11 protein-coding genes are annotated in these 12,601 nt (G+C 68.4%); 6 read left to right on the forward strand and 5 right to left on the reverse strand.

Annotation, left to right across the window (positions count from 1 at the left end; genetic code table 11):
- Positions 1-199: 199 nt before the first annotated feature.
- The 4 genes from ACFYY2_RS13510 to ACFYY2_RS13525 are packed head-to-tail and all read right to left on the reverse strand — an operon-like array spanning position 200 to position 3,827.
- Positions 200-1,033, reverse strand: coding sequence for an SDR family NAD(P)-dependent oxidoreductase (locus ACFYY2_RS13510; RefSeq protein WP_388741423.1), 834 nt, complete (start codon positions 1,031-1,033; stop codon positions 200-202).
- Between the two features lie 35 nt (positions 1,034-1,068).
- A complete protein-coding gene (locus tag ACFYY2_RS13515) occupies positions 1,069-2,526 on the reverse strand; it encodes a hypothetical protein (protein ID WP_388741426.1) in 1,458 nt (485 codons plus the stop codon).
- Between the two features lie 57 nt (positions 2,527-2,583).
- Entirely contained in the window at positions 2,584-3,228 is a 645-nt protein-coding gene (locus tag ACFYY2_RS13520) for a guanylate kinase (protein ID WP_388741428.1), read from the reverse strand.
- A complete protein-coding gene (locus ACFYY2_RS13525; RefSeq protein WP_388741430.1) occupies positions 3,225-3,827 on the reverse strand; it encodes an AAA family ATPase in 603 nt (200 codons plus the stop codon). The genes ACFYY2_RS13520 and ACFYY2_RS13525 overlap by 4 nt, the downstream gene beginning before the upstream one ends.
- Positions 3,828-4,363: 536 nt before the next feature.
- Between ACFYY2_RS13525 and ACFYY2_RS13530 the strand changes: the two genes are divergently transcribed.
- The 4 genes from ACFYY2_RS13530 (at position 4,364) to ACFYY2_RS13545 (ending at position 7,096) form a co-directional block, all read left to right on the forward strand.
- Entirely contained in the window at positions 4,364-5,422 is a 1,059-nt protein-coding gene (locus tag ACFYY2_RS13530) for a MarR family transcriptional regulator (protein WP_388741432.1), read from the forward strand.
- Between the two features lie 122 nt (positions 5,423-5,544).
- Positions 5,545-5,937: a helix-turn-helix domain-containing protein gene (locus ACFYY2_RS13535; protein ID WP_388741434.1), complete on the forward strand. Its 393-nt coding sequence runs from the start codon at positions 5,545-5,547 to the stop codon at positions 5,935-5,937.
- Positions 5,938-6,026: 89 nt separating this feature from the next.
- Entirely contained in the window at positions 6,027-6,437 is a 411-nt protein-coding gene (locus tag ACFYY2_RS13540) for a VOC family protein (protein ID WP_388741437.1), read from the forward strand.
- Between the two features lie 182 nt (positions 6,438-6,619).
- Positions 6,620-7,096 carry an ATP-binding protein gene (locus ACFYY2_RS13545; RefSeq protein ID WP_388741439.1) on the forward strand — a complete coding sequence of 159 codons (477 nt, stop codon included), beginning with the start codon at positions 6,620-6,622 and terminating at the stop codon, positions 7,094-7,096.
- Between the two features lie 96 nt (positions 7,097-7,192).
- On the opposite strand, the gene ACFYY2_RS13550 is transcribed toward ACFYY2_RS13545, so the two are convergent.
- Positions 7,193-8,500, reverse strand: a complete 1,308-nt coding sequence (locus tag ACFYY2_RS13550) for a hypothetical protein (RefSeq protein ID WP_388741441.1) — start codon at positions 8,498-8,500, stop codon at positions 7,193-7,195.
- Between the two features lie 272 nt (positions 8,501-8,772).
- Between ACFYY2_RS13550 and ACFYY2_RS13555 the strand changes: the two genes are divergently transcribed.
- Positions 8,773-10,362 (forward strand): serine/threonine-protein kinase, encoded by a 1,590-nt coding sequence (locus ACFYY2_RS13555; protein WP_388741443.1) that lies wholly within the window; start codon positions 8,773-8,775, stop codon positions 10,360-10,362.
- Between the two features lie 44 nt (positions 10,363-10,406).
- Positions 10,407-12,542, forward strand: coding sequence for a UvrD-helicase domain-containing protein (locus ACFYY2_RS13560; RefSeq protein ID WP_388741447.1), 2,136 nt, complete (start codon positions 10,407-10,409; stop codon positions 12,540-12,542).
- Positions 12,543-12,601: the final 59 nt, after the last annotated feature.

A 12,601-nucleotide genomic window follows, 5' to 3' on the forward strand; every position in this document is an offset into this window, starting at 1 on the left:
GTAACGAGCCGTTCTTTCGCGCGCCCACCATTCCCGCGGTGTTCCCTCGAAGGAGTCGCCCGCGACGCCCGTGACAGAGTCGGCGTCTGCCCGGACAGCCTGACTGCACCCGGGTGAGCAGCGGTGGCCGGGCAACAGCAGCACTTCTGTGAAAGCGAGCCCCGGCCGTGAGTGCTCAGGTTCGGCACTCACCCCGGCCCTATCGGCCCTGAACCGGCCCCTGCCCTGCCTGCAGCTGCCCGCCGTCGACTGGAATGTGGGCGCCGTTCACAGCACCTGAGGTCGGCGAGAGGAGAAAGGCGATAACACGGGCGACCTCGTCAGCGACCAGCAACCGGCCGCTGGGATTGCGCTCCGCGTATGCCGCGTACGTCTCCGGATCGCGCTCGCGCAGGCGGTCCCAGCTCTTGCCCGGCAGGAGGATCGAACCGGGGCTGACCGTGTTGACCCGCACACCGTACGGAGCCAACTCATGGCACAAGGCGCCCGCAAGGTAGATCTCCGACGCCTTGGCCGCTCCGTACTGGGCGGGAAAGCGGGGCTTCCAGCCGGAGATGGAGGCGACCATCACCACAGAGCTGCCGGGACGCAGGCTGTCCAGCGCTGCACGGACCGCACGCACCGCGTGGCCGCCGTTCAGCTCCCAGGTGTCCTGCCAGTCCTCCCGGGTCGAGTCGAGAAGACCGGCGCCGCGTTTGCCTCCGATGTTGGCGACCAGGCCGTCAAGCCCACCGAGCTCGCTGCCGGCCCGACGGGTGAAGTTTTCCAGTTCGTCAGGGGCCAGGACGTCCACGGAGCCCGTCACCACATGGACGTCGAAGGCCTGACGCAGGTCGGAAGAGGCCCGGGCCAGAGTGTCGGGATCGCGGCCGCAGATCGCAAGGGCCGCGCCCTCGGCAGCGAGCAGACGTGCGACCGCGAGTCCCAGCCCTCTGCTGCCTCCAGTCACCAGGAATGACTTGCCACGTAGTCCGTATGTGACATCCGGTGCCGGTGCCGTCACATCGCCTTCGACCTGTTCTCGCTGCTCCATGATCGGTACTCTGCCACCCGGCTCGCCGCGTGCGCTCAGCGCACCAGCTTGCGGATGACCATGCCCACGATGAGTGTGGTGAACAGCATGCCAGCCGCGGTGAACGAGACCGCAAGCGCCGTCCATTCGGTGGTTTTGAGCTCCGACGGCATCCCGGTGCCAACGTTCAGCCAGAGGGCGAGGGCGAGGACCAGGCTCTTGCCCGCGACCGTGACGTCTGTCAGACCACGACCGGGGTCGCGCACAGCACCAGCCAGGTGGAGAACCACAGCGGTCAGCAGAATCCCGGCCGTCAGCACCCGCGCCGGGTTACGCGCCCGGACTCCCCAGCCCAGGACACCACCGAGCAAGCCTTGCCCGATGGCACGCCGTAGAGGCGGCAGGGCTCTCGCCTCGCGCTGTCGCGCGAGGTAGTAGAGCTCGTCGACCTCGCGGTTCCGGTTCCTCTTGGCCAGCGCCGAGCGCACGGACTCCAGTGCGACGGCGGTCACTTCGGTGAAGGAGCGCTCCAGGAACGAAAGGACCTGTGCACCGTTGCGGAACACCTGCCCGGCGAGCTCCATGTCGCCGACGCTGGAGGAGTTGTCGAGGCTGTAGCGCGAGCTACCGGAAGGCAGACCGAGTGTGCCTGTGACCGAGGAGTCGTGCAGGCTGATCACCGACGACGCCGCTGAGGCCGACCTGAGCGACATGACCGTCGTGCTGTGAAGGGCAAGCCGAGCGGTCGAACCGGGCCGGTCGCCGCCGCGCGAGGTGTCGCAGAGCTCGAGATTACTCACTTCCACGGAGCCTTTGACCGTGCTGTTCGTGATCGTGCTGTCCTCGGCGGGGATGACCAGCCCGTTCACCCGCACGGTGTCGCTGCAGAGGAGTCCGTTGGCTCGCAATGGCTCGTCCAGTCGCACGCGCTGCAACGTGAGTCCGCAGGTCTCGACCTCGTCGAGTGTGATCGCGGACAGCCACAGGTCGTCGAAGGTAAGGTCCTCCCTGGCTTTCAGCCCACGCACGATCACACTCGGCCGCCCGAGACGACCGCCCGCTGCCTGGCTGCGGACCGTCAACGAGGACACCCGCACGTTCGTGATGTGGAGTGTCCCGCGCAGGGCGTTGACCTGTACAAGCTCCTCCACCCTGAGGCGCTCCAGTCGAGTGGTCCCGCACGAGTGCAGGGCGAGGAAATCCAGGGCGGAGTCGATGAGGGTGACCTCGCATCCCATCGACGCATTGCGGATGATGAGGCGGCCGATGCGGGAGTTCACCACCATCAGCGCATCCGCCTCCACGTGATCGATGACCAGTTCGTCGATGTGGCATGACCGGACAGTCAGCGCACCATCAATGCTCATGCGGTCGAGGGAGACACGGTCGGCCGACACCGTGTCGAGGAGAAGATCCGTCGTGACCTCGTCCTGGCGCAGATGCACACTGCGGTCGTTCACGGTGCGTTGGCGGCCGATTCTAGCCAGGTCCTCTAACGTCCGGACAACACCCATCCACGCTCCCCCGCCGCCTGCTTCCGTAGATCTCGCCGTGAATCCGCCTTGCCCTGCTTACGCGTGAGGCACTGTCAGATCTTGTGAGCCATTCATTGCGTCGACGTCAAGTCCGAGCGTGGCGAGCAGTTCATCCTCGGCCACTGAATCGGGTGCGTTGTCGAGCGCGTAGGAGATCTGCTTGGCTGCGGTCGCCGGCTCTGCTCGATCCGTGCGGATCACAAGGTCGAACAGGTCTCGCACATCGGATTCGTGCAGATCCCGTACCGTCTCGTCCCAGGCGGTGAGCCGCTTCGCCGTATCCGTGTCTCCCCGCGCGCGGGATCGTTGCTCGCACTCGTTCCGCGGAATCCAGAGAAGGACGCGCAACCACGAGATCGACGCAGTGCAGTCAAGCAGGGTGCGCATGTCCGCGACATTGCCGATGTGCGTAACCGGAACCCGTCCGCGTTGCTGAGGTTCCGTGAGGGAGCGGGCGTCGACCGCGTATACGTTGCCGTAGCGCCGGGTCTCCACGAGGATCCTGCCCTGGCTGCGCAAGTCACCGAGCTCATCGGCGGTGACGAACTGGTACCCGGCCGACCTGCCCGTTCCGTGCTTGAGCTTGCTGATCGGTTCGAAGCGCTGATCGGCGGAGCAGAGCGACTCCGTCACGGTGTCTTTGCCTGCAGCCGGCGGTCCGTACAGGACGACGGCGCTCACGCGTCCCCCATCAACCGCTGAGCGATGGACTCGACCTGTTCGGCCAGCGGACGCGTCACGCTGATGCGGTTATCGATCACGTGGTGGGATGTCAACGGTCGAAGGCCGATGTCCAGGCCCCTCGTGTATGTGGGCCAGTGGGTCAGTTTCCACGTGTCGCGTGAGGCGTTACGTGAGATCAGCCGGTCCCGCATCGACTCCAGGTCACTGTCCACCCAGAGCATCTCGAAGCGGGCCCCGGTCCTACCGCACCGCCGCGCCACGCGAGAGGTCCACTGCGCGTCGGCACTCTCGGCGAGAAAAGGCGCCACCGCGACCACGGAAGTGCCGCACTCAAGGTTTTCCCAGACGGCCTTCATCAGGCACTCGTACTCCAGGGGCCTCGCGTGCTCCAGATACGTGGGGCTGTGGCGGTCGTCCGGGTCACCACCCAGGGCCGTCAGCAGTCGCTCGGTCATCGGGCGGCTGATGGTGTCCTTGTCGAGCATGGCCCAACCTGTCGCTGCTGCCAGCAGCTTTCCGGCCTCGGACTTGCCCGACCCGGCATACCCGGCGACGAGCGCGAGAGTGATGGTGCTCGTACCTAAAGCAGTGGTCACGCTGCCCGCCCCCGAGACGTCTCGAATCAACTTGGCACAGCTTAGAGGTGGGTCCGGCCGATGGCCATCACACCTTGAGCGCGGCCAGGAAGTGTCCGCAGAGGCCCCACAGGGGAGCCACTATCCTCTGACGGCTCTTCGCTTCCTCAACCGGGGAATGGGCCGAACCGGCATCAGAGCGAGCCCGCCACAGGAGAGCTCGAGACTCAGGCGCCGAGCTTCGAGCCCCGAGGTCAGGGCGTTCACTCGTCTGGGCGACAACATCCGGGGCCGAACCCGACGCTTGAGCTTCGGGATACGGGGTCCGGGATACGAGCTCCGGGATTCGAGCGATGTTGTTCACCCGGTAGGTAAAGAAGGGTTTTGGGGAAACCTCCCACCCTCCCTACCCCGCCACGGTCAGCCGGTATGACTAAATGTGATCGGCTTGCAGCGCGCCGTCACGACTGCTTACGGTGCCCCCAACGAAACGACCCCGACGCGGTGTAGCAAGCACCAGGCCGGGGTCTCACCCCAAGATCGAAAAGAGCGATCTCGTGGCTACCGAGCACCCTAGCCCTGCCCTCCGCGCACCCGCATCCTCGCGCCCGTACGCGAAGGCCCGCCCCGGCTACGGCAAACGAACCGCACCAGACCAACGCACGCCGATGCCACATGACTTCGCCCTGATGCCGGAGCGTGAGCGGTACATCGCCGGATACGTCGACCGGCTCCCCGACGGCGCGGCGATGGACATCAAGTCACTGGCCAAACACCTGCCCCTGTACGGCCAGATGGCCGTCGCCAGCGCGCTGAGGGCCCTCGGAGTCGCCGGGCATCTTCGGCGCGTGCGCTGCCTGGCCGGAGAGCGGGACCAGGTCCGCTGGGTCTCCCGCACCTACTGGTCGCGCACCGCCCGCGACAACGAGTGGTGGGACGCGTTCCTGACCACCGAGGCGGGCCAGCCCGCGCCCGAAGCAATCCCCGCTCCCCCGTGCACCGATCCCGGCCCGCAGGCCCTGACCGCGGCCGCATCACCGGCCGCCCCGGCCGAGCCCAGCCCTCAGGCGACCGCGGCTGCTCCCGCCAGCCTGGCGCACCCCGAGCGCTCAATGCCCGCCGTGCCCGAGCAGCGCACCACGACGGCACCCCCGGTCACCGCCTCCCCCGCGTACCTCACCTTGGCCCAACTCGGCCGCCTGGACAACCGCCTGGCCCTCTCCGCAGCCGACTGCCGCGCCCTTGAGCCATTGGCCGCGGCCTGGTTCGCACGCGGCGTGGATGCCGACTACCTCATCCAGGCCCTCACGGCAGGCCTCCCCGCACAGGTGGGCTCCCCGGTCGGCCTGGTACGCCGCCGCCTCGCCGACAAGCTCCCGCCGCAGCTGACCACGAGCCCCGCGCCCGCGACGGCCGTGCCCCCGCGGCGCCGCCTCATGGCGGAGTGCACCCAATGCGGCCGTCCCGGCCCTCCCGAAGCGCTGCCCGACGGCCTGTGCCGGGCCTGCCGCACCGCCGTTCCGGACGCCACCCCACCGGCGCCCGTGGACACACCCGCCGAGCGCGACGTCCACGCGCTGGTCAGTCGGCTCCGCGACCTGACACGACTGCCCTGACCGACGCACCACCGCCGCCGGTAGACCGGAAACTCAGAGACCGGCATCACTGTCGTAGAGGTACAGGCTCTCCCGGTCCTCTGAGCCGTCCCACACCGGGTGTCCTGTGGTGGGATGGTGCCGTGAGCCGCACCGCCGAAGAGACCAACCGCCGCATGCTCCGGGCCCGGGACGCGATGGACCGCGCGTACGCCCAGCCGCTGGACGTGCCGACCCTGGCGCGGATCGCCCATGTCTCCCCCGCACACTTCGCCCGCACCTTCCGCGCCACCTTCGGGGAGACGCCTCACCGCTATCTGCAGCGCCGCCGCGTAGAGCGGGCGATGTTCCTGCTGCGGGAGAGCGATCGTAGTGTCACGGACATCTGCTACGAGGTCGGCTTCGGCAGTACCGGCACCTTCAGCCGCACGTTCCGCGACATCGTCGGCCGGTCGCCGAGGACGTACCGGAAGGAGACGGCGGCCGTGAACGTACCCACGTGCTTCACGAAGGCGTGGACGCGGCCGACCGCCTGAGCGCCTCTGCGCCCCGCCCCTCCGCACGGACGGCCGGCTGAGCAGTTTCGGATAAGTGTTCGCCGGGCCGGCCGATTAGCGTGGTCCACATGTTCAACGCGATCACACACTCACAAATCTACGTCCTCGACCAGGACGAGGCCCTGGACTTCTACGTCGGCAAGCTCGGCCTGGAGGTCAACGCCGACGTCGACATGGGCTTCATGCGCTGGCTGACGGTCAGCGTCCCCGGCCATCCCGACCGCCAGGTCCTGCTGGAGAAGCCCGGTCCTCCGGCGATGTCCGAGGAAACGGCCGAGCAGGTCCGCGAACTGCTGACCAAGGGCGCACTGGGCAGCGCGCTCATCCTCACCACGGACGACTGCCGCAAGACGTACGAGACGCTGCTGGCCCGGGGCGTGGAGTTCACCGACGAGCCGACGGAGCGCCCCTACGGGATCGACTGCGGCCTGCGCGACCCCTTCGGCAACCACCTCCGCTTCACCCAGCTGAAGGGCTGAGAACCGAGGGCGGGGCACCTGGACGGCAGTGACGATACGCCGCCGACTCGGGCCGCCCCCGCCCGGACGAGCCGCCGACCTCTGCCCCTCCCACGTACAGGCCGACACCCACCACGTACAGCCACCTGGCGACAGCGCGTCACCCCTGGTCACGCTCGGCCATGATGCATCAGCGTTGAGGCATGACCAGCAAGCAGCCACCCCTCCCCGTACGACCAGTACGACCCGTACGCACCACACAGCCCCGCTTCCCCTGGCACCACTTCACGATGCGGTTCAGCTCGACGCCGCGCGGTGCCCGCCTCGCCCGTCACCTGGCCGGCGAACGTTTCGACGCCTGGGGCATCCCGTACGGGAGCGAGGCGCACGACACACTGACGCTGACTGTGGCCGAGCTGAGCAGCAACGCCGTGCGCCACGGCCACGTATCCGGACGCGACTTCCGCCTGCGCCTCTCCGCCGAGGGCGCGGCCATCCGGATCGAGGTCACCGACACCCGGGGCGAACGCCTCCCCGCCCTGACCGACACACCACCGGACGATCACGACGGCGGCCGAGGCCTGCTCCTGGTCGCCGCCCTCACCGACCGCTGGGGCTGGTACCCCTGCGCGGACGGGCCAGGCAAGACGGTGTGGGCGGTCCTGGAGGTCTCGCCGTAGCTGGTGCCACGCTCCAGGACCACAATCGCGTTCGGGGGTGAGCGCAATCCCGCACCGCCACTTACCCGCTGAGTGCGAGTGCGCCTATGGCTACGGCTACGCGGGCTGCGCTGGGAACACGACCACCGAGCCGTCCTTGTCACGAGCGATTTCGATCGCCACGTCCGCCTTGCGGTTGTCGACCGTGACGCCGTCGCCCAGCTTGCGAATCCGGTTTGCCGAGCGCATCAGGCGGTCGACCTCACCGGTGGTGAAGACGGGCCGCAGGCTCTGCGGGCGTGCCAGCTCCAGCGCCGACAGGCGTTCCAGAACACCGGCGATGTTCGCCTCCAGTGTTTCGAGGCGCTGATGGTCGGCCTTGAGTGCGCGAGAGAAGTTCTCGAACAAGTTGTCAGGGTCGCTCTGGGCATGCTCCACGGCCTGCAGGACGATGACCCGCTGCTTCAGCGCAATGGCCAGGGCGGCGAGTTCGAGGTGCGCGCGGAACGTGCCGCCCTCGTCATCGAGGCCCGGGAACGACTTCGCCAGCGTACCGATCTCGACCGCCTTGTCGTTGGGCAGCTTGTCGAGTGCGCTCTGCCACCGCGCAAGACGGCGATCGGCAGCCCCCAGAGCCGAGTTGATGGCATGTACTGCCGAGTCCAGCCCCAGCGAGGCACCGAGCTTCCCCTGGTCGAGCAGAATGGCGGTGGCTTTGTCGATGGCATCGCGGCAACCGTCGAGTTCACTGTGCTCGTCATCGAGCTTCTCTTCGTGCAGCTGCTCCAGCAGTTCTGTGATGTGCTCGATGGCCTGCTGGCGCTTCTGGTCGGCATGCGCGCTCACCCCCACCGCTACGGCCATGAGCACGAGCGGAGCGGCGACGGTGAGCGCCGCGCTGCCGGCGGCAGCGACGCCCGCTGTAGCACCGGCTCCACCGACTGCGCCTGCCGCTGTCGCTTTACCGACTGGCACGAACGCCGCACCACCGACGATGCACGTTCCGTTCATCAGCGGACCGCGGACGCCACCGGCCACCCCCTTCGCCGCCATCGGGCGAACGATGCCCTGACCGAACTGCGCGGCGAACTTCGCCGGAACCACCATGCGGTACAGGCCCTCGCCGGCCAAGGTCGCCGTCGCCGCCGCAGGGGAGCTTTTCGCTGATTGCGTGATGAGCTGCGACAGGTGCTGCGCCAAGGGGCTCGCGGCATCGAGCGGGAGACCCCGGCTGCGCTCGAGCTTGCCCGGCAGCGGGTGTACCTCAAGTGTGGCGATCGGCGCGTCGACCAGGCCGGCCAGCACACCGCGCAGTTCGGTCAGGCGCTCAGCCGTCATCGGCCCGTCTTCGGCCACTGCGGGCACCCGGACGTCACCGGTCGCCAGCGTCCACACCGGAATGATTGCCTCGTGGTCGTCAGTCATCTTCTCCCCTTGGTTTCCGGCAACAGCGTACGGCTGACCTTCACAAGAGCGGCACGGATCCTGCGCATTCGCCGAGGTGCTTGATGAACTGCTCACAGCGTCCGGCGACCGCCTGATGCCTGTCCGCGCCACCTGACCGGAAACGTTCGGCGGCGCACCCACAGTCCTGACACTGCTGGACCTGACAGGTTTCAGCAGAGAGACTTGACCGATCGACTCCGGGCGGGCTTGGGCCGCACGTACCGGCCAGCGCACGCACACACGGGGGCAAGGTGCCAGAACAGCCGATCGCCGGACGGTACGAGCTCGTGGAGGAGCTCAACAGCGGTGGCATGGGCGACGTGTGGCGTGGATATGACGCCGTGCTGGACCGGCCCGTCGCCGTGAAGGTGGTCCGAAGGCAGGCTGTTGCCGGCTCACCGCAACTGGCCGAGGAGTTCGCCAAGCGATTCAAGCGCGAGGCCCGCATCACCGCGCGCATCCAGCACCCCGGCGTACCGCAGGTGTACGACGCGGTGCTCGATGACACCTTTGAGCGGCTGTTCCTCGTCATGGAGCTGGTCGACGGCATCCCGCTGTCCGCGTACATCCACCCCGATCGCACACTTCCCGTCAGCTGGGCCGTGGCTGTCGCGGCGCAGGTCGCCACGGTGCTGTCGCACGCCCACGACGTGCCGGTGATCCACCGCGACCTCAAGCCGTCCAACATCCTGGTCGCCCGGGACGGGACGGTGAAGGTCCTGGACTTCGGAATCGCGGCGATCCTGCGCACGGGCGTCACCAAGCTGACCGCGACCGGCAGCCCCATCGGCACGTATCAGTACATGGCACCGGAGCAGGTCCGCGGTGGCCGCACCAGTCCGCAGACCGATCTGTACGCGCTCGGCTGCGTGTTGCACGAACTGCTCAGTGGACGGCACCTGTTCACCGCCGACAGCGAGTACCTGGTGATGTACCAACACGTGAACGCGGCTCCGACCCCGTTGCGCCTGCTGCGACCGGATGTGCCGGAAACCCTGGAAGAACTCGTCCTGCACCTGCTGCTCAAGTCGCCCGAGGCACGGCCCGTCGATGTCCAGGAGGTGTACGAGCGGCTTCGGCACTTCCTGCCGTCGCCCGGCGCAGTCCCCGCGCCCGGGGATGCGGGGCCCCAGGGGGTGCCGGATCCGACCGCGATCTTCCGCCAGCCGTACGCACCGCGCGCCCGGGCCGGTGCGGGACGGCCCGTGCCCACGACGGTCGACCCGGCCTCCGCGCCGCCGGTCCCCGTCGCCGTGCCCGCACAGCTGCGGGAGGAGATCGAAGAGGCGTACGCGCACTCCGACGCGCTGCTGGACGAGGAGCGGTTCGCCCAGGCCGCCGAGGTGCTGAGCGAGATCATCGAGCCCGCCGCGCGTGCACTCGGCGCCGAGAACAGGAAGGTGCTGGAGCTCCGGACACAGCGCGCCGCGATCCGGCTGCTCGGCGGGGACTACCGGGCGGCCCTGCCCGAGTTCGACGCGCTGGCCGACGCGTACGCGCGCACCGGCGGCCCGAGCAGCAGGCAGGCCCGTGCGTGCCGTGCCCAGGCTGCCCGGTGCCGCGCCGAGCTGGGCCAGGCGACCGACGCGCTGGCTGCGCTGCGGGGTGTTCTGGATGTCGTCCGCGCGGTCGACGGCGACGTGAGCGATGAGGCGGTCGAACTGCGCCGGGACATCGGCATGCTCTTGCTGGCCCAGGGACAGGGGCCTGAGGCGCAGCTGATCCTCGCGCCCCTTCACGACGATCTGTGCCTGGTCTACGGTCCGACGGACGACATGTCCGCAGAAGTCGCCGAGGTACTGGGCCTGATCCAGCTCGACCTCGACGGCCCGGCAGCCTGAACCGCCAACACCCTCACGCCCGCCGCTCCCCGGAGAGTCCGCACATGCCCCACCTCGCGTTCGACATCGAGTTCTGCGCACAGCTCAGCAAGCTCCAGGGCAGCGTCAAGCAGGGAGTGTTCGATGCCTGGGAGAAGTTCGAACGTCTCACCCTTGACCAGTTGTTCAAGGACCAGGGGCTGAAGCTGGAAACCCTCAAGCGGGCCCGTGATCCGCACATCAGGACCATCCGCATCGACCAGGGCACGCGTGGTGTCGTCCTCGCGCCGGACAGCGGTGACACCTACGTGCTGCTGCGCGTGATGCCGCACGACAAGGCGATCGCATGGGCCGTCAAGCAGAAGGCCAGCATCAACACGGTAACCCGAGCCGTGGAGATCCGGGACATCGCCGTGCTCGACGAGCTCACTCCGGCGTACGAGCAGATCGCCCCTGACCCCGACCAGCGGCTGTTCGCGAAGGTGTCCGACGGTGACATGGCTGCGCTCGGCATCGACGAGACCACCCTTCGGCAGGCCCGCGTACTCACCGACACCGAGCAGCTGAAGGTCTTCGCGCCGTATTTCCCCCAGGACCAGCGTGAGGTCCTGGAGTACCTCGCAGCCGGTTTCAGCGTCGAGGACGTCTGGCGTGACGTGGTGTCCGTGGCCATGTCCACCGTGACCGCCGGTGATCCGCCCGTGGATACGCAGGACTTCGCCACGGCGATTCAGCGCACCCGTGCGCGTATCGCTCTTGTCACGGCGTCGGAGGAGCTGCGCGACATCCTGGACAAGCCGTTCGCGGCATGGCGGGTGTTCCTGCACCCATCGCAGCACAAGGTCGCCTACCGGTCCTCGTACTCCGGTCCCGCCCAGGTCACCGGCGGCCCCGGGACCGGGAAGACGGTCGTCGCCCTGCACCGTGTGCGTCATCTCCTGGGTCATCTGCGGGACGGCGACCGGGTACTGCTGACGACGTACACCAATGCGCTGGTCGCGGCACTGCGCGCCGGTCTCGCCGCCCTGGTCGAGGACGAGGTGCTGCGCGACCGTGTCGACATCATGACCGTCGACGCGTTCGCGGGCCGTGTCGTGTCGACATCTCGGCGGCCGCTGCGCGGCGGCGAGGAGGAGACCCGGTGGGAACGGGCGGCTCGCGCCACCGGCTTCACCGGCACCCCACAGTTCCTCGCGCAGGAGTACAAGCATGTGGTCCTCGCCCAGAACCTACGGACGCTGGAGGAGTACGAGGCCTGCGAGCGCCGGGGGCGCGGCAACGCACTGCCCACTTCCGTACGCGGTCACGTGTGGCGGACGGTCGAGGAGTTCACCGACCGCCTCACCGCCGATGGACTGCGCACCTACCTCGGCACCTGTGCCGAGGCCGCCGACCTGCTGGAGGCATCCGGCCCGCGCTACCGGCACGTGGTCGTCGACGAGGCCCAGGACCTTCACCCGGCCCAGTGGCGGCTGCTGCGGGCCGCGGCTCCGGCACGGCCGGACGATCTGTTCATCGCGGGCGACCCCCACCAGCGCATCTACGACACGAAGGTCTCCCTGAAGGCGGTGGGCGTCCGGGTCACCGGGCGGTCCACGAAGATGCGCAAGAACTACCGCTCCACCCACGAGATCCTCAGCTGGTCCACCGCGCTCCTCGTCGGCAGGCCCTTCGAGCAACTGGCGGACGACGCCCGTAACGAAACCCTGCTCGGTTACCGTTCGGCCCTGCACGGCAGCGGGCCCGAGACGTTCGGCGGTGATTCGGAGGACGCCGAGCTCGACGCGCTGGTCGCACGGGTGCGCGGGTGGCTCGACAGCGGTATCGCGCCGGGCGAGATCGGGGTCAGTGCCCGGTTCAACAAGACCTGCGACAGGGCGGTCGAACGTCTCAGGTCAGCGGATGTCGCTGCCGTGCGGCTCCGGGGCGACTCGGCCACCGACCTGAACAGCGTGCAGATCGGCACGATGCACGCCTTCAAGGGGCTGGAATTCCGGTGCGTAGCGATCATCGGCGTGAGCGACGGCGCCCTCCCGTATCCGAAGGCGGTCACCTCGACCGAGATCGACCGACTCCAGCACGACGCGGACCTCCTGGCGGAGCGCTGCCTGCTGTTCGTCGCGTGCACCCGCGCCCGGGACGGGCTGTACGTGTCTTGGTGGGGCGACCCGAGTGAGTTCCTGGTGGAGGCAGGCGTGTGATGGTGCGGCTACGCGCCACTACGCAACCGGGCCCCCGGGCGAACCGTTCTCTGCCATCG

The sequence above is a fragment of the Streptomyces sp. NPDC001822 genome, assembly GCF_042892135.1.
Classification (GTDB): Bacteria; Actinomycetota; Actinomycetes; order Streptomycetales; family Streptomycetaceae; genus Streptomyces.

What these genes read in the sequence shown, in the direction of transcription:
- ACFYY2_RS13510 (WP_388741423.1), bottom strand. Translation starts at nt 1,033, where the DNA reads ATGGAGCAGCGAGAACAGGTCGAAGGCGATGTGACGGCACCGGCACCG.
- ACFYY2_RS13515 (WP_388741426.1), bottom strand. Translation starts at nt 2,526, where the DNA reads ATGGGTGTTGTCCGGACGTTAGAGGACCTGGCTAGAATCGGCCGCCAA.
- ACFYY2_RS13540 (WP_388741437.1), top strand. Translation starts at nt 6,027, where the DNA reads ATGTTCAACGCGATCACACACTCACAAATCTACGTCCTCGACCAGGAC.
- ACFYY2_RS13545 (WP_388741439.1), top strand. Translation starts at nt 6,620, where the DNA reads ATGACCAGCAAGCAGCCACCCCTCCCCGTACGACCAGTACGACCCGTA.
- ACFYY2_RS13550 (WP_388741441.1), bottom strand. Translation starts at nt 8,500, where the DNA reads ATGACTGACGACCACGAGGCAATCATTCCGGTGTGGACGCTGGCGACC.
- ACFYY2_RS13560 (WP_388741447.1), top strand. Translation starts at nt 10,407, where the DNA reads ATGCCCCACCTCGCGTTCGACATCGAGTTCTGCGCACAGCTCAGCAAG.